24 protein-coding genes and 1 pseudogene are annotated in these 22,674 nt (G+C 64.6%); 12 read left to right on the forward strand and 13 right to left on the reverse strand.

Going from position 1 to position 22,674, the window contains the following annotated elements:
- Positions 1-15: 15 nt before the first annotated feature.
- From AC0KW6_RS07565 to AC0KW6_RS07580, 4 genes are all read left to right on the forward strand, one after another.
- Positions 16-891 (forward strand): formate dehydrogenase accessory sulfurtransferase FdhD, encoded by an 876-nt coding sequence (locus tag AC0KW6_RS07565; protein WP_474034653.1) that lies wholly within the window; start codon positions 16-18, stop codon positions 889-891.
- Positions 892-952: 61 nt separating this feature from the next.
- Positions 953-1,597 (forward strand): molybdenum cofactor guanylyltransferase MobA, encoded by a 645-nt coding sequence (mobA, locus tag AC0KW6_RS07570; RefSeq protein WP_323783697.1) that lies wholly within the window; start codon positions 953-955, stop codon positions 1,595-1,597.
- On the forward strand, positions 1,594-2,085 hold the full coding sequence (gene mobB / locus AC0KW6_RS07575) for a molybdopterin-guanine dinucleotide biosynthesis protein B (RefSeq protein WP_323783695.1): 492 nt from the start codon (positions 1,594-1,596) through the stop codon (positions 2,083-2,085). The genes mobA and mobB overlap by 4 nt, the downstream gene beginning before the upstream one ends.
- Complete coding sequence (locus AC0KW6_RS07580; RefSeq protein WP_474034590.1) at positions 2,082-4,214, forward strand: molybdopterin-binding protein; 2,133 nt, start codon at positions 2,082-2,084, stop codon at positions 4,212-4,214. The genes mobB and AC0KW6_RS07580 overlap by 4 nt, the downstream gene beginning before the upstream one ends.
- Positions 4,215-4,397: 183 nt before the next feature.
- Here the strand turns inward: AC0KW6_RS07580 and AC0KW6_RS07585 are convergent, their stop codons facing one another.
- The 3 genes from AC0KW6_RS07585 to AC0KW6_RS07595 form a co-directional block, all read right to left on the reverse strand.
- Positions 4,398-5,429 carry a hypothetical protein gene (locus AC0KW6_RS07585; RefSeq protein ID WP_474034591.1) on the reverse strand — a complete coding sequence of 344 codons (1,032 nt, stop codon included), beginning with the start codon at positions 5,427-5,429 and terminating at the stop codon, positions 4,398-4,400.
- A gap of 21 nt (positions 5,430-5,450) precedes the next feature.
- Entirely contained in the window at positions 5,451-5,921 is a 471-nt protein-coding gene (gene greA, locus AC0KW6_RS07590; protein ID WP_024088931.1) for a transcription elongation factor GreA, read from the reverse strand.
- A gap of 251 nt (positions 5,922-6,172) precedes the next feature.
- A complete protein-coding gene (locus AC0KW6_RS07595; protein WP_474034592.1) occupies positions 6,173-6,553 on the reverse strand; it encodes a VOC family protein in 381 nt (126 codons plus the stop codon).
- A gap of 97 nt (positions 6,554-6,650) precedes the next feature.
- On the opposite strand from AC0KW6_RS07595, the gene soxR reads away from it, so the two are divergent.
- The 4 genes and pseudogenes from soxR (at position 6,651) to AC0KW6_RS07615 (ending at position 11,609) form a co-directional block, all read left to right on the forward strand.
- Positions 6,651-7,106: a redox-sensitive transcriptional activator SoxR gene (gene soxR / locus AC0KW6_RS07600; protein WP_323784221.1), complete on the forward strand. Its 456-nt coding sequence runs from the start codon at positions 6,651-6,653 to the stop codon at positions 7,104-7,106.
- Positions 7,107-7,294: 188 nt separating this feature from the next.
- Positions 7,295-8,950 (forward strand): annotated as a pseudogene (locus tag AC0KW6_RS07605) (electron transfer flavoprotein-ubiquinone oxidoreductase); the annotation flags it as partial.
- Between the two features lie 135 nt (positions 8,951-9,085).
- Positions 9,086-10,798, forward strand: coding sequence for a tetratricopeptide repeat protein (locus tag AC0KW6_RS07610; RefSeq protein WP_323783905.1), 1,713 nt, complete (start codon positions 9,086-9,088; stop codon positions 10,796-10,798).
- Positions 10,788-11,609, forward strand: a complete 822-nt coding sequence (locus AC0KW6_RS07615; RefSeq protein ID WP_474034593.1) for a 4-(cytidine 5'-diphospho)-2-C-methyl-D-erythritol kinase — start codon at positions 10,788-10,790, stop codon at positions 11,607-11,609. Before AC0KW6_RS07610 ends, AC0KW6_RS07615 begins: the two co-directional genes overlap by 11 nt.
- A 181-nt stretch (positions 11,610-11,790) precedes the next feature.
- Here AC0KW6_RS07615 and AC0KW6_RS07620 read toward each other — a convergent pair whose 3' ends face one another.
- Positions 11,791-12,789: a polyprenyl synthetase family protein gene (locus AC0KW6_RS07620; protein WP_474034594.1), complete on the reverse strand. Its 999-nt coding sequence runs from the start codon at positions 12,787-12,789 to the stop codon at positions 11,791-11,793.
- A 57-nt stretch (positions 12,790-12,846) separates the two neighbouring features.
- Between AC0KW6_RS07620 and AC0KW6_RS07625 the strand changes: the two genes are divergently transcribed.
- The 3 genes from AC0KW6_RS07625 (at position 12,847) to AC0KW6_RS07635 (ending at position 14,235) form a co-directional block, all read left to right on the forward strand.
- Positions 12,847-13,062, forward strand: a complete 216-nt coding sequence (locus AC0KW6_RS07625; RefSeq protein ID WP_323783680.1) for a putative signal transducing protein — start codon at positions 12,847-12,849, stop codon at positions 13,060-13,062.
- A complete protein-coding gene (locus tag AC0KW6_RS07630) occupies positions 13,059-13,826 on the forward strand; it encodes a tRNA1(Val) (adenine(37)-N6)-methyltransferase (RefSeq protein WP_474034595.1) in 768 nt (255 codons plus the stop codon). Before AC0KW6_RS07625 ends, AC0KW6_RS07630 begins: the two co-directional genes overlap by 4 nt.
- 235 nt (positions 13,827-14,061) lie before the next feature.
- The gene (locus tag AC0KW6_RS07635) at positions 14,062-14,235 is read left to right on the forward strand and encodes a YdcH family protein (protein ID WP_024088941.1); all 174 of its coding nucleotides are present in this window, start codon (positions 14,062-14,064) and stop codon (positions 14,233-14,235) included.
- Positions 14,236-14,344: 109 nt separating this feature from the next.
- Here the strand turns inward: AC0KW6_RS07635 and yddG are convergent, their stop codons facing one another.
- On the reverse strand, positions 14,345-15,208 hold the full coding sequence (yddG, locus tag AC0KW6_RS07640; protein WP_323783685.1) for an aromatic amino acid exporter YddG: 864 nt from the start codon (positions 15,206-15,208) through the stop codon (positions 14,345-14,347).
- Positions 15,205-16,152, reverse strand: coding sequence for a transcriptional regulator GcvA (locus AC0KW6_RS07645; protein ID WP_474034596.1), 948 nt, complete (start codon positions 16,150-16,152; stop codon positions 15,205-15,207). The genes yddG and AC0KW6_RS07645 overlap by 4 nt, the downstream gene beginning before the upstream one ends.
- A gap of 112 nt (positions 16,153-16,264) precedes the next feature.
- Between AC0KW6_RS07645 and AC0KW6_RS07650 the strand changes: the two genes are divergently transcribed.
- Positions 16,265-16,426, forward strand: coding sequence for a hypothetical protein (locus AC0KW6_RS07650; RefSeq protein ID WP_323783689.1), 162 nt, complete (start codon positions 16,265-16,267; stop codon positions 16,424-16,426).
- A gap of 92 nt (positions 16,427-16,518) precedes the next feature.
- Here the strand turns inward: AC0KW6_RS07650 and phbB are convergent, their stop codons facing one another.
- The 7 genes from phbB to AC0KW6_RS07685 all read right to left on the reverse strand — a co-directional run bounded on the left by phbB (position 16,519) and on the right by AC0KW6_RS07685 (position 22,653).
- Entirely contained in the window at positions 16,519-17,241 is a 723-nt protein-coding gene (gene phbB / locus AC0KW6_RS07655) for an acetoacetyl-CoA reductase (protein WP_323783691.1), read from the reverse strand.
- Positions 17,242-17,430: 189 nt separating this feature from the next.
- Positions 17,431-18,606 carry an acetyl-CoA C-acetyltransferase gene (locus AC0KW6_RS07660; RefSeq protein WP_024088946.1) on the reverse strand — a complete coding sequence of 392 codons (1,176 nt, stop codon included), beginning with the start codon at positions 18,604-18,606 and terminating at the stop codon, positions 17,431-17,433.
- 509 nt (positions 18,607-19,115) lie between these two features.
- Positions 19,116-19,955, reverse strand: coding sequence for an EAL domain-containing protein (locus tag AC0KW6_RS07665; protein WP_474034597.1), 840 nt, complete (start codon positions 19,953-19,955; stop codon positions 19,116-19,118).
- Between the two features lie 128 nt (positions 19,956-20,083).
- On the reverse strand, positions 20,084-21,016 hold the full coding sequence (locus AC0KW6_RS07670; protein ID WP_474034598.1) for a sterol desaturase family protein: 933 nt from the start codon (positions 21,014-21,016) through the stop codon (positions 20,084-20,086).
- Positions 21,013-21,411: a hypothetical protein gene (locus AC0KW6_RS07675; protein ID WP_474034599.1), complete on the reverse strand. Its 399-nt coding sequence runs from the start codon at positions 21,409-21,411 to the stop codon at positions 21,013-21,015. Before AC0KW6_RS07675 ends, AC0KW6_RS07670 begins: the two co-directional genes overlap by 4 nt.
- 120 nt (positions 21,412-21,531) lie before the next feature.
- Complete coding sequence (locus AC0KW6_RS07680) at positions 21,532-21,873, reverse strand: hypothetical protein (RefSeq protein ID WP_323783404.1); 342 nt, start codon at positions 21,871-21,873, stop codon at positions 21,532-21,534.
- A gap of 219 nt (positions 21,874-22,092) precedes the next feature.
- Positions 22,093-22,653 (reverse strand): TlpA family protein disulfide reductase, encoded by a 561-nt coding sequence (locus AC0KW6_RS07685; RefSeq protein ID WP_323783406.1) that lies wholly within the window; start codon positions 22,651-22,653, stop codon positions 22,093-22,095.
- Positions 22,654-22,674 lie beyond the last annotated feature (21 nt).

Below are 22,674 nucleotides of genomic sequence, written 5' to 3' on the forward strand. Positions count from 1 at the left end.
ATGCAATTGGTGAGTATGGATATCACGTCAGAATATCTGATCGCGCCCGGCGTCGCCGATCCGCGGCTGACCCGCACCGTCACCGGGGTGGACCAGGACGGCGAGGCCGGCGAGATTGCCGTGGTCGAGGAGCGGCCGCTGACCATCTTCCTGAATTCCCAGGAAATTGTCACCGCGATGACCATCGGCGACTATCCGGAATACCTGGCGCTTGGCTTCCTGCGCAATCAGCGCATGCTGCTGGACGGGGATGAGGTCACCCGCGTCGATTATGACGAGGACCTGGAAACCGTGGTGGTCCGCACCGCGGTGGAAACCAGCCATGAGGAAAAGCTGAAAAAGAAGACCCGCACCTCCGGCTGCGCGGTCGGCACCGTCTTTGGCGACATGATGGAGGGGCTGGAGGACGTGCGCCTGCCTGAGGTGCAGGTGAAAACCTCCTGGCTTTATACGCTGGCCCACAAGATCAACCGCACGCCGTCCTTGTACCTGGAGGCCGGCGCCATCCACGGCACCGTGCTCTGCCACCAGGACCGCCCGCTGGTCTATATGGAGGATGTTGGCCGCCACAACGCGGTGGACAAGATCGCAGGCTGGATGCTGTCCGAAGGGGCCGAACCCGCGGACAAGATCCTCTATACCACCGGGCGGCTGACCTCGGAGATGGTGATCAAGACCGCGATGATGGGCATCCCGGTTCTGGCTTCGCGCTCCGGCTTCACCGGCTGGGGCGTGGAGATCGCCCGCGAGGTCGGCCTCACCCTCATTGGCCGGATGCGCGGCCAGCGGTTCATCTGCCTGTCGGGCGACGAGAGGCTGCTGCGCGACATGGACCCGAAAAACGCGCCGGTTGAAGACAAGAAACACCGGCGCAAGAGCGCGGACGGCTAACCGGTTTCCGCGCGGAGTTCGGTCCGGGAAACGCGTGTTTTCCTGCTCTGGAGGAGAAGGCATGACAGAAATACCCCCCCTCGGCGTGATTCTCGCAGGCGGCCTCGCCACCCGGATGGGCGGCGGCGACAAGGGGCGGCTGCAGGTCGGCGGCCAGAGCCTCTTGTCCCGCGTCGTGGACCGGCTGTCGCCGCAGGTCTCAGGGCTGGCGCTCAATGCCAATGGTGATCCGGAACGGTTCGGTGACATGGGCCTGCCGGTGATTGCCGACTCGATCGAGGGTTTCGCCGGGCCGCTGGCGGGCGTGCTGGCGGGGCTCGACTGGGCCGCAGAGCAGGGGGCTGAGGCCATCGTCACCGCTGCCGCAGACACGCCCTTCTTTCCGCAGGATCTGGTCGCCCGGCTGGCCGCCGCAGCGGCGGACATGGATCACCCGCTGGTGATGGCCACCACTCCGCGCACCGGCGATGAGGCGCTGAAATCCGGAGGTGGCAAGCGCGTCAACCGGCACCCGGCCTTTGGCCTTTGGCCCGTCGCCCTGCGCGATGACCTGCGCGCCGCATTGCAGGACGGGTTGCGCAAGGTGGTCCTGTGGACCGACCGGCACGGCGGCCGCGAGGCCATGTTCGAAGCTGATCGTTTCGACCCGTTCTTCAACATCAACACGCCAGAGGATCTGACCCGCGCCGAGGCGCTTCTGAAATGAAGGTCTACGGCGTCACCGGCTGGAAGAACAACGGCAAGACCGGGCTGATGGAACGGCTGGTAACGGAGTTCACGTCCCGCGGCTTCACCGTGTCCACCATTAAACACGCCCATCACGCAACGGACGTGGACCAGCCCGGCACCGACAGCTACCGCCACCGTCAGGCTGGCGCGTCCGAGGTGGTGCTGGCCTCGGCAGGGCGCGTGGCGATCATGCAGGAGCTGCGCGGCGCAGCAGAGCCGCCGCTGGCAGAGCTGCTGGCCCGCCTCAATCCGGTCGATCTGGTGCTGGTCGAGGGCTACAAACGCGAACCCCACCCTAAGGTCGAGGCCTGCCGGCAGGACGCAGGCACCGATCTGATCGCCCCGCGGGATCCAAGCATCCGGGCCGTCGCCAGCGACACCCCGCTGGCGCTGGACTGCCCGGTGTTTGATCTGAACGCCACTTCGGAGATTGCGGATTTCATCCAAACGGACTTGGGACTGTGACCGGCTTTGACACCATTCTGACCGTCGACTGGTCCGCTGCCAAGCGCAAACCCCGGCGTCAAAGCAAGGATGCGGTCTGGCTCGGGGTGGCGCGCGGCGGAACCGCCGAACAGCAGATCTATTGCCGCAGCCGGCAGGAGGCAGAGGCGTGGATCAGCAAATTCCTTGATGTTGAACAGGCGGCAGGGCGGCGGGTCTTGGCAGCTTTTGATTTTCCCTTCGGCTATCCGCGCGGATTTGCGCGCCGGGTGACCGGCTCGGATGATCCCTTTGCCCTGTGGCATTGGCTGGAAGAGCGGATCGAAGACTCTGAGGACGGCAGCAACAACCGGTTTGATGTGGCCTCTGCAATGAACCGGCTGTTTGCCGGCCCCGGCCCGTTCTGGGGCAAGCCGGATCAGAAGAACTGGCCGGACATTCCCTACCTCAAGGCCGGCATAAGCTATGAAGAAGTGGCAGAACGGCGCAGCGCCGATCTGGCGGCCAAGGCGTCGTCCTCCTGTTTTCAGCTGTTTTTCAACCCGACGGTCGGCAGCCAGACCCTCATGGGGGTGCCGGTGCTGCAGCGGCTGCGGCTGCGGCACAAGGCCGCCGTCTGGCCGTTCGAGAAGGTTGAGACTGCGCAAACCGTGCTGGCGGAAATTTGGCCGGGTTTGATCGAACCCGCCGTCAAGGCTGCCATGGCGGTTGCAGGCCCGGAAGAGATACGCGACCGGGTGCAGATGCGGCTGTTGTCGCAGGCGCTCGGCCGTTTGCCTGCAGAAGAACTGGCGGCGATGCTGGCCGCAGCGCCAAAGGCAGCGCAAGAGGAGGCTTGGATATTGGGCACCGGATACGAAGACCGCTTGAATGCGCTGGCCCCGGACGAACCGGGCCGGTTGACACCGCCGCCGCTCAGCAATGATTGCTTTGCCCTGCCTGCGGGCGTCGACTGGACCCCGGTCGATGATGCGTTGCAACTGCTAAAGGACCGGCTCGGCCCTGTCACCGGGGTGGAAACCGTGCCGCTGGCAGACGCCCTGGGCCGGGTGCTGGCAGAGGATGCGGTGGCCGAACGCGCCAACCCGCCGCTGCCGAATACGGCGGTGGACGGATACGGTTTCGCAGGCGGCCGGGCAGAGGGGCCGCATGTGCTGCCGCTGGTTCAGGGCCGCGCAGCGGCCGGTGTCCCTTTTGATGGCGCGGTGCCCGGCGGCAGCGCCATCCGGGTGCTGACCGGGGCAGCGCTGCCCGATGGCGTGGACACGGTGATTTTGGAGGAAGACGTCAACACCGACGGCGCCCGGATCGCCTTCAACGGTCCGCTGAAGCGCGGGGCAAACACCCGCAAGGCAGGCGAGGATGTCTCCGCAGATGAGGTGATCCTGGCCGCGGGCCGTGTCGTGTCGCCTGCCGATCTGGCGCTGGCCGCTGCAACCGGGCTGGCGGAACTCACGGTGCGGCTGCCGCTGCGGGCCGGGGTGCTCTCCACCGGCGACGAGCTGGTCGAGGCGGGGGAACCGGCGGGCAAGGGTCAGATATTCGATGCCAACCGCCCGATGCTGCTGGCGCTGATACGGCAGCTGGGCTTTATGCCGGTGGATCTGGGCAAGGCCGCAGACGACCGCGAAGCCCTGCGCGCGCATCTCGACGGCGCGGCAGCCCGGACGGACGTGATCCTGACTTCGGGCGGGGCCTCGGCCGGGGACGAGGATCACATGTCGGCGCTGCTGCGCGAGGCCGGTGCGATGCAGGAATGGCGCATCGCGCTGAAACCGGGGCGCCCGCTGGCCTTGGGCATGTGGCAGGGCACACCGGTCTTCGGCCTGCCGGGCAACCCGGTTGCAGCGCTGGTCTGCACGCTGATCTTTGCCCGCCCCGCGATGGGGCTGATGGCGGGCGCGGGCTGGCAGGCCCCGCAGGGTTTCGAGGTTCCGGCGGCTTTCGAAAAGCGCAAGAAGCCGGGCCGCCGCGAATACCTGCGCGCGCGGGTGCGCGAGGGCTGCGCGGAGGTTTTCAAATCCGAAGGCTCCGGCCGGATCAGCGGCCTCAGCTGGGCCGAGGGGCTGGTGGAGCTTGGCGACGGGCCTGGGCATATCAAGCCGGGCGATCCGGTGCGTTTCATCCCCTACGGCAGTTTCACCCTTTAGGCGGGATGCTCCCGCCCGCGGCACAGCGCATCACAGATGCTTGCCCGCCGTTTGGCCGGGCGCCGGGCTTGCGCCCGGCGTGGCACCCCGCTGCGTCATCTTTCTCAATATACGCGCGTCCCGCTGCCCGGCAGGCGGCTTTGCCGCCGGGAGGGGAGGCAGCGGCCCCTCAGGGCCGCCCTGTCAGTCGAAGGTGCCCGCCACCCGGCCCAGCAGCATGAAAGCGCGGGCGGTGCGGGTGTTGCCAAGGGCGGAAATCTCGCCGTCGGTGGCCTCGGTTTCGAACTCGGCAAACATCTGGTCGAAGCGGCGCAGGAAATGGTGCGCGGCGTCGCGGAAAATCGGGTCCTGCTTCATCCGTGCCGCCGTCAGCGCCAGCGAGGTGCGGTCGCGCACGCCGCCAAGGGGGGCAACCGCACGGCCGCGCGCGCCTTGGGCAAACTGGCGCCAGATCTCGGGGCGGGCCATGTCAGGGCGCAGATCGTCCATGTAAATGCCGTCCTGGCTGAGCAGGGTCAGCACATCCTGCGCGGCCTGGATCACCTGGGCGGCCTTGCGGTCCTGCAGGGCGGCGCGCAGGGCGGCGAAACCATCCTGATCCTCAGCCGTTTCCGGGAAGTTCAGCGCCCGGATAAAATGTTCTGCGGGCAGCGGCGGCGCGGCATCCTCGGCCTGGGTGCCCAAAGCCAGCGACCCTTGCTCGGCCGCTGCCAGCTGGGCCGCTTCGGCGGGGATTGGCGGGCGCTGCGGATTGCGGCGGCTGGTGTGGAAGGTGGCCAGCGCGGTTTCGGTCTTGCGGGTGGCCTCGGCGATCTCCTCCAGCCGCTTGACCATGGCCGGCTCGGCCACTGCGGCATGCTGCTGGGACTGGGCCAGATAGGTCTGCCGCAGCCCGTCGATGGCGGCCTGCAGCTGCTCGCTCTCTTCCCGCATCACCCGGGCCGAACGCGCAGCCGAGGCCGCGACCCACAGCATCGCCAGCGGCAGCACCAAGGCAAGGCCGCCAGTGATCAGGCCGGTCCAATGCGCCAGCCCGGCGTCTTCCGGGGCAACCAGATACACAGCCGCCGCCGCCAGCAGCCAGACCGCACCCAGGCCGATGGCCGCCAACTCGGCTCCGCCCAGCCCATAACCCGAAGTTCCGTCAAGCCGCCGCAGCGGGCGATTGCCCGCGGGAGTCGGATTGGGGCCGGGACTGCTGCTGGAGCCTGTCATGAACACTCGCTGTTTTGCGGATCAGGAATAGACGATCTTGAGAATTTCATAGGCGCGGATGCCGCCGGGTGTGCGCACCTCCACACTGTCGCTTTCGTCCTTGCCGATCAAGGCGCGCGCAATCGGCGATTTGATGTTCAGCAGACCCGCTTCGATGTTGGCTTCATGCTCGCCAACGATCTGCCAGGTTTTCTCTTCGTCGGTGTCCTCGTCCACCACGGTCACCCTGGCGCCGAATTTGATGGCCCCTGAGAGTTTCGCCGGGTTGATCACATCTGCCAGCGACAGGATGCCTTCCAGCTCCTTGATGCGGCCCTCGATGAAGGACTGCTTTTCGCGGGCGGAGTGGTATTCGGCGTTCTCCGACAAATCGCCCAGCTCGCGCGCTTCGGCAATCGCCTTGATGATCGCCGGGCGTTCGACGGATTTCAGGTTCTTCAGTTCGCTTTCCAGCGCGGCGTGACCCGTGGGGGTCATCGGGATCTTTTCCATGAGATTGGTCCAGGTCGCTATTATTGTTGTGTTCTTGTCAGTCGGAAAACCGCAGCCCCGCAGCATAAGCCGCGGGGCCTCCGGTCCGGTTGACAAATACCTGACCCAATCCTGCACCTGATTTCAAGTGCGCGCGGAGCTTCCAGGCACGCAATTCCGCCTAAGCAGACGGATTGCAGGTGTTTTCCACAGGATTGCGCGGAAAAATGCCGCGTGCGGGCAGCGCGGGCAGGCCAGCCTGCCAGAGGATGTCAATCATATTGCACCGCCTCGTATTCGATGCCGTTATCATCATGGAAGTAGAACCGGCGCCCGGGTTCGTAGTCGCCGTGGTTCATCGGCGTGAAACCTGCAGCCGTCACCGCAGCCTCGGTGGCGTCCAGATCCTCGACGATCACCGCCAGGTGGTTCAGCCCGCCAATGATGCCATAGCTTTCCGGCGCGGTGCCTGCGGGCGTGCGCGGCGTGTAAAGCGCAAGATAGCTGGTCTCGCCGCCCACATGCACGGTGTAGCCGCCATTCTTGGCCTCACCCTCCCAGCGCACATGCCAGCCGAATACCTCTTGCATCCATTTCGCGGTGGCATTGGGGTCGGCGACGGTGACGTTTGCATGTTCCAGAACTGCGCTCATTGGAAATCTCCTTGTCGTTTGAGCAAACCTGTTGATGCGACTCACCCTAGTTCCTAAACCTAACTTTAGCTCAAGGGAATTTTTCAGGGAGTTTGCCATGCCTTCATCCGCCGGGATATCCATCGGTTATCTGGCCGGCCGCACCGGCCTCGCGGTGTCCGCCATCCGCTATTACGAGGCCCAAGGGCTGGTGGAGCCCTGGCGCAATGCAGGCGGGCAGCGGCGGTTCCACCGCGCCGACATCCGGCGGATGAGCTTCATCATGATTGCCCAGCAGTTCGGATTTTCCCTGCCGGAGATCCGCGGTTTCCTGAAAAGCCTGCCGGGCAGCCGGACGCCCACCAAAGAAGACTGGGCGCGGATCTCTGAAAGCTTCCGCAGCCATCTGGACCAGCGAATCGAAACCTTGCTGCGGCTGCGCGACAATCTGGACGGCTGCATAGGCTGCGGCTGCCTGTCGCTGCCGAATTGCAAACTTTACAACCCCGCAGACAAGGCAGCAGAGAAAGGGCAGGGACCCCGATACCTGATGGGAGACCGGCCCGAGATATGAACTGCGGCGGAAAATGATGCTTGAATGACGATAATGGACGCACTTTTTGTCCCGGATGCCTGTTTTACAGGTGTTTGACGCGGAGTTTGGATTGACCGGATGGCCTGCCAAACGCTAAGCAACCGCGAATTTATATTGCGCCCACGCAACTCTGGTGGGGCCGGTAGCGAACAAAAGCCAAGGAGCGCCGCAAAATGGCCGAGATTGAACGCGAAGCGATGGAATACGACGTGGTGATCGTCGGGGCCGGCCCTGCCGGCCTGTCTGCGGCCATCCGCCTGAAACAGCTGGACGCCGACCTGCAGGTCGTTGTCCTGGAAAAAGGCTCGGAAGTGGGCGCGCATATTCTGTCGGGGGCGGTACTGGACCCCTGCGGCCTGAATGCGCTGATGCCGGACTGGAAGGAAAAAGGCGCGCCACTGAACGTCGAAGTCAAGGAAGACAACTTCCTGATGCTGGGCGAAGCCGGCCATGTCCGCATCCCCAACTTCCCGATGCCGCCCTTGATGAACAACCACGGCAACTACATCGTCTCGATGGGCAACGTCTGCCGCTGGATGGCGGAGCAGGCCGAGGAGCTGGGCGTCGAAATCTTCCCCGGCATGGCCTGTTCCGAGCTGGTCTATGGCGCGGGCGGCGAAGTGAAGGGCGTGGTGGCCGGCGAGTTCGGCCGCAACCCCGACGGCACACCGGGGCCGTCTTATGAACCGGGCATGGAGCTGCACGGCAAATATGTCTTCCTCGGCGAGGGCGTGCGCGGCTCGCTGTCCAAGGAGGTGATCGCCAAATACGGCCTGTCCGACGGCAAGGAGCCGCAGAAATACGGGCTCGGCATGAAAGAGATCTGGGAGATCGACCCCGCCAAGCACAAGGAAGGCACCGTCACCCACACCATGGGCTGGCCGCTGGGCAAGAATGCGGGCGGCGGCTCGTTCATCTACCACCTGGACAACAACCAGGTTTACGTCGGCTTCGTGGTGCACCTGAACTACAAGAACCCGCATCTGTTCCCCTATATGGAATTCCAGCGGTTCAAGCATCACCCGGTGGTTGCCGAGCTGCTGAAGGGCGGCAAACGCGTCGCCTACGGCGCCCGTGCCATCACCGAAGGCGGCTGGCAGTCGATGCCGAAACTGGTGGCCCCCGGCGTGGCGCTGCTGGGCTGCTCGGCAGGCATGGTCAACGTGCCGCGCATCAAGGGCAATCACAATGCGATGCTGTCTGGCAAAGCAGCCGCCGAAGCCGCATTCGATGCGATCAAGGCCGAGCGTTCGGGCGATGAGCTGACCGCCTATGAGGCCGACGTGCGCGGCGGCGCCATCGGCAAGGACCTGAAGATGGTCCGCAACGTGAAACCGATGTGGTCCAAATGGGGGCTCACCGCCTCGCTGGCCTTTGGCGGGCTGGACATGTGGACCAACAACCTGCTCGGCTTCTCGCTGTTCGGCACTCTGGGCCACGGCAAGAACGACGCCGAAGCGACCGAGGAAGCCTCCAAGCACAAGCCCATCGATTACCCCAAGCCCGACGGGGTGCTGTCCTTCGACCGGCTGACCAACGTCAGCTTCTCGATGACCAACCACGAGGAAAGCCAGCCCTGCCACCTGCGCCTGGGCAATCAGGACACTCCGGTCCAGATCAACCTGCCGAAATTCGCCGAACCGGCGCAGCGCTACTGCCCGGCCGGCGTCTACGAGGTGGTGGAAAAAGACGGCCAGCCGGAGTTTGTGATCAACTTCCAGAACTGCGTTCACTGCAAGACCTGCGACATCAAGGACCCGTCCCAGAACATCACCTGGACCACGCCGCAGGGCGGCGACGGCCCGAATTACCCGAATATGTGAACGGAAATTGAGCTTTCCGGCGCGGTTTTGCCGGAATTTATGGGGCGGTCCTCGGGCCGCCCCATTGCGTGTTGACGGGCAGCGCACTACGCTTTCATAGAAGAGCAAGAGCAGTAAATCGTAAAGGGGTCCCGCGTGCCCGTATCCATTCTTCGCACCCTGTCCTGTGCGGCCCTGGCGGCCGTCTCCGCGCCTGCCGCGCAGGCGGACGGGCTGGCCGGCGCTTATCTGGCGGGACGGGCGGCAACCTATGACAGCGATTTTGCCGCGGCGGCGCTGTATTACACCCAGGCACTGGCCCGCGATCCGCAGAACCCGCTGCTGATGGAAAACGTGATCTTTGCGCAGCTCGCCATGGGCAAGGCCGAACTGGCAGTGCCGGTAGCGCAGCGGCTGCTGCAAACCGGCGCCCGCAGCCAGGTGGCCAATATCATCATTGCAGGCAGCCATGCGGCGGCGGGTGATTTCCAGGCGATCCTGGACCGCGACGCCGAACAGGCGGCGATCCACCCGCTGGTGGACGGCTTGCTGGAAGGCTGGGCGCATATCGGCACCGGCTCCGTCTCCAATGCGCTCAAAAGCTTTGATCAGCTGGCCCAGGATGGCAGCCTGCGCCCCTTTGTGGTCTATCACCGGGCGCTGGCGCTGGCCTCTGCCGGGGATTACGGCGGCGCCGAAGAGCTGTTTGCCGCCGAGGACGGGCGCCTGGCCACCCTCAGCCGCCGCGCGGCGGTCGCGCGGGTGCAGATCCTGTCGCAGCTGGGCCGCCATGACGACGCCCGCGAGGCGCTGAAAGCGGCCTTCGGCAGCCGCCTGGACCCCGGCCTGGAAGCCATGGATGCGCAGCTCGCCGCCGGTGAAACGCTTTCCTACACCATCGCCCCCAGCCCGCTGGAGGGGGTCGCCGAAGTGTTCTTTACCCTTGGTGCGGCCCTGAATGGCGACACCGCCAATGATTATGTGCTGATGTATGCCCGCATGGCGGCCTCCTTGCGCCCCGATCATGTGGACGCAATCTTGCTGAGCGCCGGGCTGCTGGATCAGCTGGGCCGGTATGAATTGTCAGTGGCCACCTACAAACAGGTGCCCGTCAGCCACCCCGATTACCATGCCGCGGAAATGGGCCGCGCCGAGGCACTGCGCCGCGCCGCCAAGCCGGACGCGGCCATCGAGGTTCTGGAACAGCTGGCGCGGGACTTCCCGAAACAGCCCAGCGTCTATGTCAGCCTGGGCGATCTGCTGCGTCAGCAGGAAGACTATGCCGGCGCTGCCAGCGCCTATGACAAGGCATTGGCCAACACATCCGAAGGCTCGGGCACCCGCTGGTTCCTGTATTATGCCCGCGGCATCTGCCATGAAAGGCTGGACCAATGGGCGCAGGCCGAATCCGACTTCCGCGCCTCGCTGGACCTGGACCCGGACCGGCCGCAGGTGCTGAACTACCTGGGCTACTCGCTGGTCGAAAAAAGCAGCAAGCTGGACGAGGCACTGGATCTGATCGAACGCGCCGTCGCAGCACGGCCCGATTCCGGTTTTATCGTCGACAGCCTGGGCTGGGTGCTCTACCGCATGGGCCAGTTTGACGAGGCGGTCGCCCATATGGAGCGCGCAGTGGAACTGATGCCGGTGGATCCGGTGGTCAACGATCACCTCGGCGACGTCTACTGGGCTGTCGGCCGCGCGCGCGAGGCTGAGTTCCAGTGGAAGCGGGCGCTGTCCTTCATCAAACCCGAAGACACCGATGGCGAGGCCGATCCCGAACGCATCCGCCGCAAGCTGGAGGTCGGGCTGGACGCTGTGCTGGCCGAGGAAGGCGCCAAGCCCCTGAAGGTCGCCAATGGCGGTTGAGGTCTTTGCGCCGGCCAAGATCAATCTGACCCTGCATGTGACCGGCCGCCGCGCTGACGGCTATCACCTGCTGGATTCGCTGGTGGTCTTTGCGGATACCGGCGACCGGCTGCAGCTTGAGCCCGGCCCTGAGCTGGCGCTGGAGGTTTCCGGCCTGTTCGCCGAAGGCGTGCCGGCAGATCAGCGGAACCTGGTGTGGAAAGCCGCCGCCGGGGCGGGCTGGACCGGACGCATCCGCCTCTCCAAGCAGCTGCCGCATGGCGCGGGCATCGGCGGCGGCTCCTCGGACGCGGCTGCGGTCCTGCGCGCAGTGGCGGCGGAGGCACGCAATATCCCCGAGGCTCTGCCGCTGTCGCTCGGCGCCGACGTGCCGGTCTGCATGAAAGCCCGCGCAGCCCGGATGCAGGGGATCGGCGAACAGGTGGCTCCTGCGGAGCTGCCGGAGCTGCACGCGCTGCTGGTCAATCCCGGCGCGCATGTCCCGACAGGCCCGGTGTTTTCGGCGCTTGCCTGCCGTGACAACCCGCCGATGCCGCAGGACATCCCCGCATTCACCGATGCCCAAGACTGCGCCGCGTGGCTGCAGGAGCAGCGCAATGATCTTGAAACCCCGGCCTGCGCGCTGGCCCCGGTGATCGACCGGACCCTGTCCGATTTGCGCAGCAGCCGAAATGCGCTGATGGCCCGCATGTCCGGGTCCGGCGCCACCTGCTTTGCGCTCTACCCCACAAAAAAGGCCGCCCATATGGCGGCCTATGAAATCGGGGCCGAGCATCCCGAGTGGTGGTGCAGCGCCGTCACTTTGACCTGAAGCAACCCCGCTGGAAACAGGGATATCCCGCCCGCGGGACAGCGCATCAAAGATACTTGCCCGCCATTGGGCCTGGCGCCGTGCCCGCGCAAGGCGCGCCGCCAGCTTGCCCATTCACCTTTGCAAAAATACTCCGGGGGTGAGGCCGCAAGGCCGAGGGGGCAGCGCCCCCATGCCCCGCTCAGTTCAAGCGCGCCACTACGTAATCGGCAAGATCGCTCAGCATGCTGCGGATCTCGTGACCGGGCAGCACCTCCAGCGCCGTCCGCGCCTTGGCGGCCCAGCCAAGGGCATCCTGCCGCGTTGCCTCAAGGGTGCCGTATTTCGCCATCAGCGCCAGCGCCTGCTCCAGATCGCCGTCCTGCTGGCGGCCCTTCTCGATGGTGCGGGTCCAAAACGCGCGCTCCTCATCGGTCGCCTGCGCCACTGCCTTGATCACCGGCAGGGTCAGTTTGCGCTCGCGGAAATCGTCACCGACGTTCTTGCCGGTGGCCTTGCTGTCGCCCTGATAGTCCAAAAGGTCATCGGCGATCTGAAAGGCGATCCCCAGCGCGTCGCCGTAATCGAACAACGCCTTCACCTGCTCTTCAGAAGCCCCGGCAATCACCCCGCCGACCTCGGTCGCGGCCGAGAACAGCGCCGCGGTCTTGCCGCGCACCACCTGCAGATAGATGTCTTCGCCGGTCTTCAGGTTCGAGGCCGCGGTCATCTGCAGTACTTCGCCTTCGGCAATCGTGGCCGAAGCGTTGGCGAGAATGTCCAGCACCCGCAGCGACCCGGTCTCCACCATCAGCTGGAAACTGCGGGCAAACAGGTAGTCGCCGACCAGCACCGAGCTTTTGTTGTCCCAGAGCAGATTCGCGGTCGGGCGCCCGCGCCGCTGGGCGCTCTCATCCACCACATCGTCATGCAGCAGGGTGGCGGTATGGATGAATTCCACCGTCGCGGCCAGTTTCAGATGGTGATCGCCCTGGTAGCCGCACATCTTCGCGGCTGCCAGCGTCAGCATCGGCCGCAGGCGCTTGCCGCCGGCCTCAACCAGATGCGCCGTCACTTCGGGGATGCGCGGCGCATGTTCCGACGCCATCCGCTTGCGGATCAGCACATTCACCGCGTCCAGTTCCTGGCTCAGCGTGGCGGCCAGCATCTCATGCGGCTTTCTGGTCATCACTTGGTCCATCACTTTCCCGCTCGCAAGGCTCGACAAGGCCGGGGCCTTGCCCTTAGATCCAATCCTATGAAAGAGCTTCTGCGCAGCACCGATCCGACGATCATGGCCTTTGCCTCCGCCCTTCTTGAGGGTGAGGATATAGACTGCTTTCAAATGGACGTAAATATGAGCGTCCTGGAAGGCGGGATCGGAATTTTCCCGCGCCGCCTGATGGTGCGGGCGGATGATTACGACGACGCGCTGGAAGTGATGCGCGACAATCAAATTCCCCTGGGCCGATGAACGCCTTTGCGAAAGACGCGCTGAGCCGCAACGGTTTTCTTGGCGGCAGGGTGCGGCTGTGGCAGCCGGTCAAGGGATACCGTGCGGGAGTTGATCCAGTGCTGCTGGCAGCGGCGGTCCCGGCCAGGCCGGGCGAGGCGGTCCTGGAGCTGGGCTGCGGTGCCGGACAGGCCTTGCTGTGCCTCGCTGCGCGGGTGCCGGACCTGCAGCTGGCGGGGGTGGAGCTGCAGCCGTCTTACGCGGAGCTGGCCCGGTGCAATGCTGCCGAAAACGATCAGGCGATCGAGGTGTTCGAGGCCGATTTATCGGCACTGCCAGAGGTCCTGAAACAGCGCCAGTTCCATCACGTCATTGCCAATCCGCCGTATTACAAACCGGGCGCCCACAGCCGGGCGCGGGATGCCGGCAGGCAGGTCGCGCTGGGGGAGGGCACGCCACTGGCGGACTGGATCGCAACCGCCGCCCGGCGGCTGGCGCCGAAAGGATACCTGCACATGATCCAGCGCGCCGACCGGCTGCCGGATATGCTGGCGGCCTGCAGCGGCGGTCTTGGCTCGGTCGAGGTGCTGCCGCTGGCGCCGCGCGCAGGGCGGGCGGCTGAGCTGGTGATCCTGCGCGCGCGCAAGGGCGGGCGGGCCGGTTTCCGGCTGCATGCGCCGCTGATTCTGCATCAGGGTGCCCGGCATGAGCGGGACGCAGACAGCTACCAGCCGCAAATCCGGGCGGTTCTGCGCGAGGGTGCGGCGTTGCCCTGGCCGGTCTGACAGCGATTTTGCAGCGCCGCGAATATAGGGGGCAAGCCATCCGCATTCAACTTATGAGACATGTTTATCAGCAGGTTTCTGCCGGAATGCGATGCCGCCTGCGGCAAAATGCGCGGCGCATGGCTGATATGAAAATTTCATGACAAAAATACTGCGGCTGCGGCGTGACAGACGTGGAAACTTGTGGTCCACTCTTTGATGTCGAACACATCTAGCTCTAAGAAGGAGGGTTGCCATGAGCCTTAGCTCGCATCTGACCGAACTTAAGAAGAAGCACGAGCATCTGAGCATGGAAGTGGAACAGGCCCAACGATCGCCCAGTACCGACGGTCTGGAAATCGCATCAATGAAGAAGCAAAAGCTCAAGCTGAAGGAAGAGATTGAGCGTCTGACGACTGAACTGGTCTGAGGAGTTTCCACCGGGACGCATCCCGGCAACACGGTTCGGAGGGCCTGCCCGGCGCGGCGGCCCTCTTTTCATTTTGCGGCAGCAGGAATGCCGGATCAGGATTGCGGGGTCAGCTTGCCGAACTGGCCCTTGCCGCAATCAGCGCCCCGCCTGTGATCAGCGCCGCCGCCAGCGCCAGCCCCCAGGAGGCGGCGGCAATGCCCGCCAGCACCAGGATTAGCGTCGACAACAGCGGCGCGGCGTAACTGCTGGTGCCAAGCATCTGAATGTCGCCCTGTTTGACGCCGATGTCCCAGACATAAAACGCCAGTCCGACAGGACCAAGGCCCAGCAGCAGGGTTGAACCCCAGCCCAGCGTGCCCGCAGGCCAGACGGTCTCCTCAAGTGCGAAATGCAGCCCCCAGGAGGCCACGGCGGTGGCCAGGCAGAACACCGCAACCGAACTGGTCGGCGCCCCGCCCACCAGCCGCGACAGCACCGAATATCCCGACCAGGTCAGCGCGCACAGCAGCGCCAGGCCATAGCCGGGCAGATATTGCGCCTGAAACCCTTCGCCGCCGCCGGAAATGATGGTGGCCGCCCCGGCAAAGCCCAGTCCGGCCCCGATCAGATGCCCCGCCTTCAGATGCTCGCCGGGCAGCAGGCCGGAAAACAGCACGATCAGCAAGGGCCACAAATAGGCGATCAGCCCGGCTTCGGCCGCCGGCGCCAGCCGCAGCGCCGAGAAATACAGCGCGTGATAGCCGAACAGCCCCAGCGTGCCAAAGAGATAGACCCGAAAGGGCACATGGCGCAGCTGGCCCAGCTTGCCGGTGGCGGCGGTCCAGATCATGCCCAGCGTGCCGCCGAGGGTGAAACACAGCGCATTCAGCAGCAGCGGCGGCGCAGGTTCCGACCCGACGGTCAGCAACGCCAGAAGCGACCACAGCAAAACAGCGACAAAGCCGACGGCGGTCGCGCGGGATCTGGTCATGGCGGCGGGATGTCCTCAACGGGGATGATATCAAAAGCTTCCGTGACGTAGGCGGTTTTTTCGATCTCGGCAACAAACCACTCGCGGAAGGCGGCGATCTGGGGGCGGTTCTCGGTGCCGCGGGCACAGAGGAACCGGAAATGCGCCTTGGTCTCAATCGCGGTCTTGAACGGTGCCACCAGCCGGCCCGCATGAAGGTCCGTCACGATGATCGGCCGCCGCCCCAGCGCCACGCCAACCCCGGCCAGCGCCGCGTCGATGGCATGGTCGGCCTGTGAAAACCAGGCGCCATGGGTGGGGGTGAAATCGATCCCCTGGGTGCGGAACCACACCGGCCAATCACAGGGCGGATCGAGGAAATTCAGCGACTCGTCAAACAGCAGCGGCGCCTCGATCAGGCTTTCGGGGGTCGGGTAGCGTTCGGCCAGCTCCGGCGTCATCACCGGGGTCATCCAGTCCTTGCGCAGGGGCATCGCCCAGACCCCCTCGTCCGGCCCATAGCCAAAGCGGATCGCCACATCGACCTCGTCCCGGGCAAAATCCATTTGCCGCAGCGTGGCCGAGAAGCGCAGGTCGATCTCCGGGTGGCTGCGGGCAAATTCATAGAGCCGCGGCGCCAGCCACTTGGCGGTCAGCGCCGGTCCCGCGGTCACCGTCAGCGTGGTGTTGTCCTGCAGACGGCGCACGGCGCGCCAGGCGGCGGTCAGCGCTTCAAAACCTTCGGCGGCGCCGGGGGCCAGTGTCTTGCCGGCTTCCGTCAGCTCCACCGCGCGGTTCAGGCGGCGGAACAGCGGCCGGCCCAGATGCTCCTCCAGCGATTTGATCTGAAACGACAGCGCCGCGGGGGTCACATTCAGTTCCTCCGCCGCCTTGGCAAAGGACATGTGCCGGGCGGCGGAATCAAACGCGCGCAAAGCAGTGAGGGGCGGCAGGCGGTCAGGCATTTCACATAAGTACAGCTTAACTGAACCACTGCAAAGTCTCGTTTGCGCGTTCGACGGAACGTCGTCACAGTGAATGCATGTAAAGGATACTGATCCGAATAGGAGGCCGAAGATGCTGGAATACTCTGCTGATGCCGCCGTGAAGTCTGCCATGGCCCGTGCCCACACTGAGCGCGGTGAGGTGCTGAAACACGTGCTGAAACTGGCCTGGGCCCGGCTGTTCGGCGCACGGCACCTGCCAGCCCTCCGCCCCAAGGTTTCCCGCTGGGCCTGAGCGCGCTCTGCTTTCAGGAAAAGGCACTTACGGGATAGGAAAAGGGCCGGTCCATCAGGACCGGCCCTTGCCGTTTTCGCCGAAGCGAAGAATCAGACGAAGAACTGCGCGCCGTTGGCCGAGATGGTCGAACCGTTGATGAAGCCCGAGTCGTCAGACGCCAGGAAGGCGACGCAGCGGGCAATCTCTTCAGGCTCGCCCAGACGGCCGGCCGGGATCTGGCCGATAATCGACTCGCGGACCTTTTCCGGAACCGCCATCACCATTTCAGTGGCGATATAGCCGGGGCAGATCGCATTGGCGGTGATGCCTGCGCGGGCCCCTTCCTGGGCCAGCGATTTCACGATGCCCAGATCGCCCGCCTTGGTCGCGGCATAGTTCACCTGAGCGAACTGGCCCTTTTGGCCGTTGATCGAGGAAATCACGATCACACGGCCGAATTTGCGCTCGCGCATGCCGGGCCAGACCGGGTGCACGGTGTTGAACACGCCAGTCAGGTTGGTGTCGATCACTTCCTGCCACTGCTGCGGCGTCATCTTGTGGAACGGCGCGTCGCGGGTAATGCCGGCATTGGCGACCACGATGTCGATCGGACCCACTTCCGCTTCGACCTTGGCGATGCCTTCGGCGCTTTCCTCATAGCTGCCGACATTCCATTTATAGGTCTTGATGCCGGTTTCGTCGGTGAACTTTGCCGCGGCTTCGTCATTGCCGGCATAGGTCGCGGCCACATTGCAGCCCTGCGCCTTCAGCGCCTGCGAGATTGCTGCGCCGATGCCGCGGGAACCGCCGGTGACGAGTGCAGTACGTGCCATTCAAGAATCCTCCAGTTTGACTTCTTTGTAATCTTGCTACAGTTTCGGTTTCGCCTGCGCAACAATATTGCGTCATGAAGTTTCTGCATTGCCGCAAAAAAATTGTCGCACCCGCGAGATACCGCTGAATTGTAAAAGAAAAAGGGCGCCCCGGCAGGGCGCCCTCCGATATCAGCACTATTGCGCCACTTACGGGCGCTCCACGCAGAGGGCAACGCCCATGCCGCCGCCGATGCACAGGGTGGCGAGGCCTTTTTTGGCGTCGCGGCGTTTCATTTCGAACAGCAGCGTGTTCAGCACCCGGCAGCCCGAAGCGCCGATCGGGTGGCCGATGGCAATGGCGCCGCCGTTCACGTTGACGATCGACGGATCCCAGCCCATGTCCTTGTTCACCGCACAGGCCTGGGCGGCAAAGGCTTCGTTGGCTTCGACCAGGTCCAGGTCGCCGACCGACCAGCCGGCCTTTTCCAGCGCCTTGCGCGAGGCATAGATCGGGCCGACACCCATGATCGACGGGTCCAGTCCGGCAGTGGCATAAGACGCAATGCGGGCCAGCGGCTCGATGCCCCGCTTTTCGGCCTCATCGGCGCTCATCAGCAGGGTGGCGGCAGCGCCGTCGTTCAGGCCCGAGGCATTGGCGGCAGTGACAGACCCGTCCTTGGTGAAGGCCGGGCGCAGCTTCTGCATCGCTTCCATGGTGGCGCCGTGGCGGATGTATTCGTCCTGGTCCACCACAGTCTCGCCCTTGCGGTGCTTGACGGTGAAGGCGGCGATCTCATCGGCGAATTTGCCGGCTTTCTGGGCTGCTTCCGCCTTGTTCTGCGAGGCAACGGCAAATTCGTCCTGCATCTCGCGGGAGATCTGCCACTGCTCGGCCACGTTTTCGGCGGTCTGGCCCATGTGGTAGCCGTTGAAAGCATCCCACAGACCGTCGCGGATCATGGTGTCGATATATTTCATATCGCCCATCTTATGGCCGGACCGCAGATGCGCGGCATGGGGGCTCAGGGTCATGTTTTCCTGGCCGCCGGCGGCAACGATGGAGGCATCGCCCAGCATGATGTGCTGGGCGCCCAGTGCCACCGCGCGCAGGCCCGAGCCGCACACCTGGTTCAGACTCCAGGCGGCGCTTTCCTGCGGCAGGCCGGCATTGATATGGGCCTGACGGGCCGGGTTCTGGCCCTGGGCGGCGGTCAGAACCTGGCCGAGAATGGTTTCCGAGACTTCGGATTTGTCCACACCGGCCCGTTCTACCACGGCTTCCAGCACGGCTGCGCCCAGATCGTGGGCAGGGGTGTTGGCGAACGAGCCGCCAAAGGAGCCGACGGCGGTGCGCGCGGCGGATGCAATTACAACATTGGTCATTGATTTCTGGTCCTCTGCCATCAATTCAGGTCTTCCGGGGGATCTTTGCGCGCGGGATGTGAAATCTGGCGCGCAACAATCTTACCCGTGTCCTCCGGATGCCGACATAATCTATTGCTGCACGTGCAGCAATTGACAGGGTGTCTCAGGGGGGGCAGCAGAGTCAACCGTCAGAAACGCCGTGCAACACAGGATTCCCGTCAGCCCGGGGTGATCCGTCTGCAAAGCAGCGCCGCGCCGCGCAAATGGCATCAACGGACCGGTCCCGGGAAAGACAGGAATAACAGGGCTGGCAGTACCGAGGCGCTGATGCGCAGGCGATAGAGGCGGCGCAAAGAGACCTTAGCCCTTCGCAGGGTGCCCGCGGCACCGTTGCCTCGCAGGGCAGGCTGGTGTCCTGTCCCCGCTGCGCCTTTAACATTTTCCCCGCCCGGCGAACGGCGCGCACTGCGGTGCTTCTGCACAGGGATGTTTCAGCGACCGTCTGCGGTGCCGGGTCGCGGCTGCGGTCAGCCTGCCTCGCGGCGGTGCTTCATCTCCGCGATCCAGGGCGGCGAAACGGAAGGAGCGCCAAACAGGTAGCCTTGCAGGCAATCAACGCCGGTATCGACCAGGAATTCCGCATCTGCCTGGCTTTCCACCGATTCCGCGACGGTGAACATGTCGAATTGCTTGGCAATGCCGACCAGCGCGCGCACAACGGATTGGTTGTCGTGGCTGGCGTGCACGCCGCGCACGAATTGGCCGTCGATCTTGACCGCATCAAAGAAGAACTGGCGGAAATGGCCGATCGAGGTGGTGCTGGCGCCGAAATTGTCCAGCGCAAAGGCAATCCCGTGCGGTTGCATCCGCCCCATGAAGTCCGTCACCAGTTCCGGTGCCGCCATGGCCGAGGCTTCGGTGATTTCCAGCACCAGCCGCTCGGCCAGTGTTGCGTCGCGTTTCAGAAACCGCTCCAGCACCTTGAACCAGCGCTGATAGCCGATGGAACGGGCCGACATGTTCACGGACAGGCGGATCTGCGGGTATTTATCCAGCGCCCGCAGCCCATGCTGCAGCGCCAGGCAGTCCATCTCGCGGCCGATTTCGGTTTCTTCGACCACATGCATGAATTCGCGGGCGGGAATCACCCGGCCTGCCGGATCCAGCACCCGGATATACCCTTCGTAAAACGCCACCCCGCGCGGCGCCAGCGCCTGCATGACGGGCTGATAGGCCAGCACGGTCTGATTGTGGCGCACCGCCTCTGAAACCATGTCCAGCGTGGAGCGGTCGCGGCCGGTCACCGCCGCGTTCAGCGGGCTTTCAGAACCTTCGGGTATTTCTGCATTGGGGTTGTATTTGGTCATGTGCTGCTGCGACCCTGTTCCGGCAAAGTTGTGACACAGTATGATGCTCCCGGCAGTTTCACGCAAAAGGGTTGAGGCGGAATTAAAGTTCGAATTTGAACGATCCGCCGGCCGCCGCCGCGGGCGGCCTAGCTGTCAAAGCCGGGGGTGCCTGCATCCTCGGGATGGCGGGCGAGGTGGTCTGCCTTGATCCCGGCCGAGGTGCTGCGGCTGCCGTCGTGGCTGTAGCCCGGCGGTGCAAACGCATAGAGCAGCCGCTGTTTCCAGCTGAGGCCGGGCTGGGCAATGTCCTTGAAAAGGCCCGCCCATTCGTGAAAAGCCACCCGCAGCGGATTGAAACTGGCGATGTTGTGGACCAGGCCGAAATCGGGGCGGTCGTGATTCTGTTCGGGCACAAAGGTGCCGAAAATCCTGTCCCAGATGATGAACACGCCGGCATAGTTGCAATCCAGATAGCGCGCATTGCGGCCGTGATGCGCGCGGTGGTGGCTGGGGGTGTTCATCACCGCCTCGAACCAGCGCGGCAGGCGGCTTATGGTCTCGGTGTGGATCCAGAACTGGTAGATCAGGTTCAGCCCGCCGCAAAACAGCACCAGCGCCGGGTGGAACCCCAGCAGAACCATCGGCGCCTTCACCACCATCATGAAGGTGAAGGTCCCGGTCCAGGTCTGCCGCAGCGCAGTGGTGAGGTTGTAATGCTGGCTGGAATGGTGATTCACATGGCTGGCCCAGACCCAGCGGACCCGGTGGCCCAGGCGGTGCACCCAGTAATAGCGCAGATCGTCCAGCACAAAGCATACCAGCACCGCCCACAGGGAGGTGCCCATGTCCAGCGGCGTGATCCGCCACAGCAGCATCAGGACCCCCCAGGCGGCAAAGCCCAGCAGCAGCCCTTCGGCGACGCTGCCCGCGCCCATGATCAGCGAGGTGACCGCATCGCGCGTCTCATACCGCCCGCCGCGGTTTTTCAAAGCGATCCACAGCAGTTCGGCCAGAATGGCGGCGATGAAGAACGGCACTGCCAATTGGGTCACATCGGGGTAAGAGAGTGTTCCGTTCATGCCGCGGCCCTGGCGGCGGCGATCAGCGCCTGCCAGTGTTTGCGTTCGGCCGCCGTCAGCGTCAGAGACAGGTCCGGAGCGCTGAAGTCGTTGAAGTCAAACCGCAAACCGTTGGGGCTGGGGGACACTTCCGCACCGCTGAGGTGCCGGGCCACGGTGGCGGCACCAAAGGCCCAAACCAGGCCCGCGCCGCTTTGGGCTGCAATCAGCGCCGCCTGACCGTCTGCCGCAGGCCGCACGTTGCGGATGCTGTCGCCGGGGCAATGCCGCAGCCAGGCTGCCCGCGCAGTTTCCGCGGTCAGCACAGCGCGTTCAGACCGTCCCGACAGATGCAGGATTGCGGCAATTGCGGCTATCCCGCCCGCAACCAGGGCCAGCAGCAGTTCAAGCGGCATTGTTTCCTCCCGCCGGGCAGATTGGCGGGCGGGCAGGCGGCTGTCAAAGGTGGCGTGGGGTCAAGCGGATCCTGCCCCGCCGCCAGGGCAGGGACCGCGACCCGCGCGGGCGGCTCTTGCCTAAACCGCCGCGGCCGTGCGCTGCGGCGGAGCCAGGACTTGCATCCGGACCACTCGCTCGACAAAGGGCACCAGCCCGTCCGGCCCCGACGCGCGGTCCTTCAGGTGAATGCAGATATCGGGCCTGAGCGCCGCAATGATGCCAATGAGGTCGCCGCGGATCTGATCGTCCAGGCCCGCGCCCATGATCACGCAGGCGATGCGCGGTTCGGTTTCCAGCTGGCGCACAACCTCGGGCTGGTCATGCGCGCCGAGCCATTGGATTGGCAGATGGTCAAGCTGCTCTGCGACATCGCCGATCACATGCGGCAGCTTGCCGATCAGTAGCACAACAGGTTTCATATCACTCTCCACCCTATTAGCGGGCGCCTTGCGGGGGCGTCCCTCAGGAATCAAATAGTGCGAAATTCTGCCGGGTCAGGCGGGCGTGCCCAAGCGCAGGCCGCTGGCCATTCAATACCTGAATTTCCTGGGGACCCTCCCGGTATACTGGTTACCTGTACACCGGGAGGCTGCGGTATAAATGCCTGATGTGTCGTTGGTGGCTGTGGGCCCCGCGGCCTATTCGCCAATCAACGTCTTGACGATCTGCTTGGCGCTGTCGGAATTCCACTCGGCATCGCCCAGCAGCCGGGCGACCTCGTTGCCGTCGCGGTCCAGCAGCACCGTGATCGGCAGGCCGATCACCGCCATTTCACGCGCCAGCGCCTGTTTCGGATCCTGGTGTCGGGGCAGGTTGGAGATGCCGTTCTCATCAAAGAACTTTTGGATGCCGGCGGGCGAGTTGCGGCCGGTGGCAATCGTCAGCACCTCGAAATCCGCGCCGCCGAATTCCTCCTGCAGCTCGGCCAGCTGCGGCATTTCCTTGCGGCAGGGGGCGCACCAAGTGGCCCAGAAGTTCAACAGAACCACCTTGCCTTTGTAATCCTCCAGGCTGGCGGTGCCGGCGCCATCCGCCAGCTCAAACGCGGTGGCGGACACATCCCGCGGCTCGGAATGCACAACCAGCCGCTTCAGCGAGCCGTCGCGCAAGCCCTCCAGCTGCGCCTGATCCGCGGCAAAGGCCGCATTTGCACCCAAGGTCAGGGCCATATAAAGGGAAAGCTGACGAAACAGACGCATATTATCTCCGGGGTTCCACAC

Source organism: Leisingera sp. SA215 (assembly GCF_055902035.1).

Excerpts from the sequence above, each read along its gene's own strand:
- soxR (WP_323784221.1), top strand. The coding sequence starts at position 6,651 with ATGCCTTCATCCGCCGGGATATCCATCGGTTATCTGGCCGGCCGCACC.
- AC0KW6_RS07625 (WP_323783680.1), top strand. The coding sequence starts at position 12,847 with ATGAAAGAGCTTCTGCGCAGCACCGATCCGACGATCATGGCCTTTGCC.
- AC0KW6_RS07630 (WP_474034595.1), top strand. The coding sequence starts at position 13,059 with ATGAACGCCTTTGCGAAAGACGCGCTGAGCCGCAACGGTTTTCTTGGC.
- AC0KW6_RS07585 (WP_474034591.1), bottom strand. The coding sequence starts at position 5,429 with ATGACAGGCTCCAGCAGCAGTCCCGGCCCCAATCCGACTCCCGCGGGC.
- AC0KW6_RS07650 (WP_323783689.1), top strand. The coding sequence starts at position 16,265 with ATGCTGGAATACTCTGCTGATGCCGCCGTGAAGTCTGCCATGGCCCGT.
- AC0KW6_RS07615 (WP_474034593.1), top strand. The coding sequence starts at position 10,788 with ATGGCGGTTGAGGTCTTTGCGCCGGCCAAGATCAATCTGACCCTGCAT.
- AC0KW6_RS07660 (WP_024088946.1), bottom strand. The coding sequence starts at position 18,606 with ATGACCAATGTTGTAATTGCATCCGCCGCGCGCACCGCCGTCGGCTCC.
- AC0KW6_RS07595 (WP_474034592.1), bottom strand. The coding sequence starts at position 6,553 with ATGAGCGCAGTTCTGGAACATGCAAACGTCACCGTCGCCGACCCCAAT.
- AC0KW6_RS07665 (WP_474034597.1), bottom strand. The coding sequence starts at position 19,955 with ATGACCAAATACAACCCCAATGCAGAAATACCCGAAGGTTCTGAAAGC.
- phbB (WP_323783691.1), bottom strand. The coding sequence starts at position 17,241 with ATGGCACGTACTGCACTCGTCACCGGCGGTTCCCGCGGCATCGGCGCA.
- yddG (WP_323783685.1), bottom strand. The coding sequence starts at position 15,208 with ATGACCAGATCCCGCGCGACCGCCGTCGGCTTTGTCGCTGTTTTGCTG.
- mobA (WP_323783697.1), top strand. The coding sequence starts at position 953 with ATGACAGAAATACCCCCCCTCGGCGTGATTCTCGCAGGCGGCCTCGCC.
- greA (WP_024088931.1), bottom strand. The coding sequence starts at position 5,921 with ATGGAAAAGATCCCGATGACCCCCACGGGTCACGCCGCGCTGGAAAGC.
- AC0KW6_RS07620 (WP_474034594.1), bottom strand. The coding sequence starts at position 12,789 with ATGGACCAAGTGATGACCAGAAAGCCGCATGAGATGCTGGCCGCCACG.
- AC0KW6_RS07670 (WP_474034598.1), bottom strand. The coding sequence starts at position 21,016 with ATGAACGGAACACTCTCTTACCCCGATGTGACCCAATTGGCAGTGCCG.
- AC0KW6_RS07645 (WP_474034596.1), bottom strand. The coding sequence starts at position 16,152 with ATGCCTGACCGCCTGCCGCCCCTCACTGCTTTGCGCGCGTTTGATTCC.
- AC0KW6_RS07680 (WP_323783404.1), bottom strand. The coding sequence starts at position 21,873 with ATGAAACCTGTTGTGCTACTGATCGGCAAGCTGCCGCATGTGATCGGC.
- mobB (WP_323783695.1), top strand. The coding sequence starts at position 1,594 with ATGAAGGTCTACGGCGTCACCGGCTGGAAGAACAACGGCAAGACCGGG.
- AC0KW6_RS07635 (WP_024088941.1), top strand. The coding sequence starts at position 14,062 with ATGAGCCTTAGCTCGCATCTGACCGAACTTAAGAAGAAGCACGAGCAT.
- AC0KW6_RS07685 (WP_323783406.1), bottom strand. The coding sequence starts at position 22,653 with ATGCGTCTGTTTCGTCAGCTTTCCCTTTATATGGCCCTGACCTTGGGT.
- AC0KW6_RS07675 (WP_474034599.1), bottom strand. The coding sequence starts at position 21,411 with ATGCCGCTTGAACTGCTGCTGGCCCTGGTTGCGGGCGGGATAGCCGCA.
- AC0KW6_RS07565 (WP_474034653.1), top strand. The coding sequence starts at position 16 with ATGGATATCACGTCAGAATATCTGATCGCGCCCGGCGTCGCCGATCCG.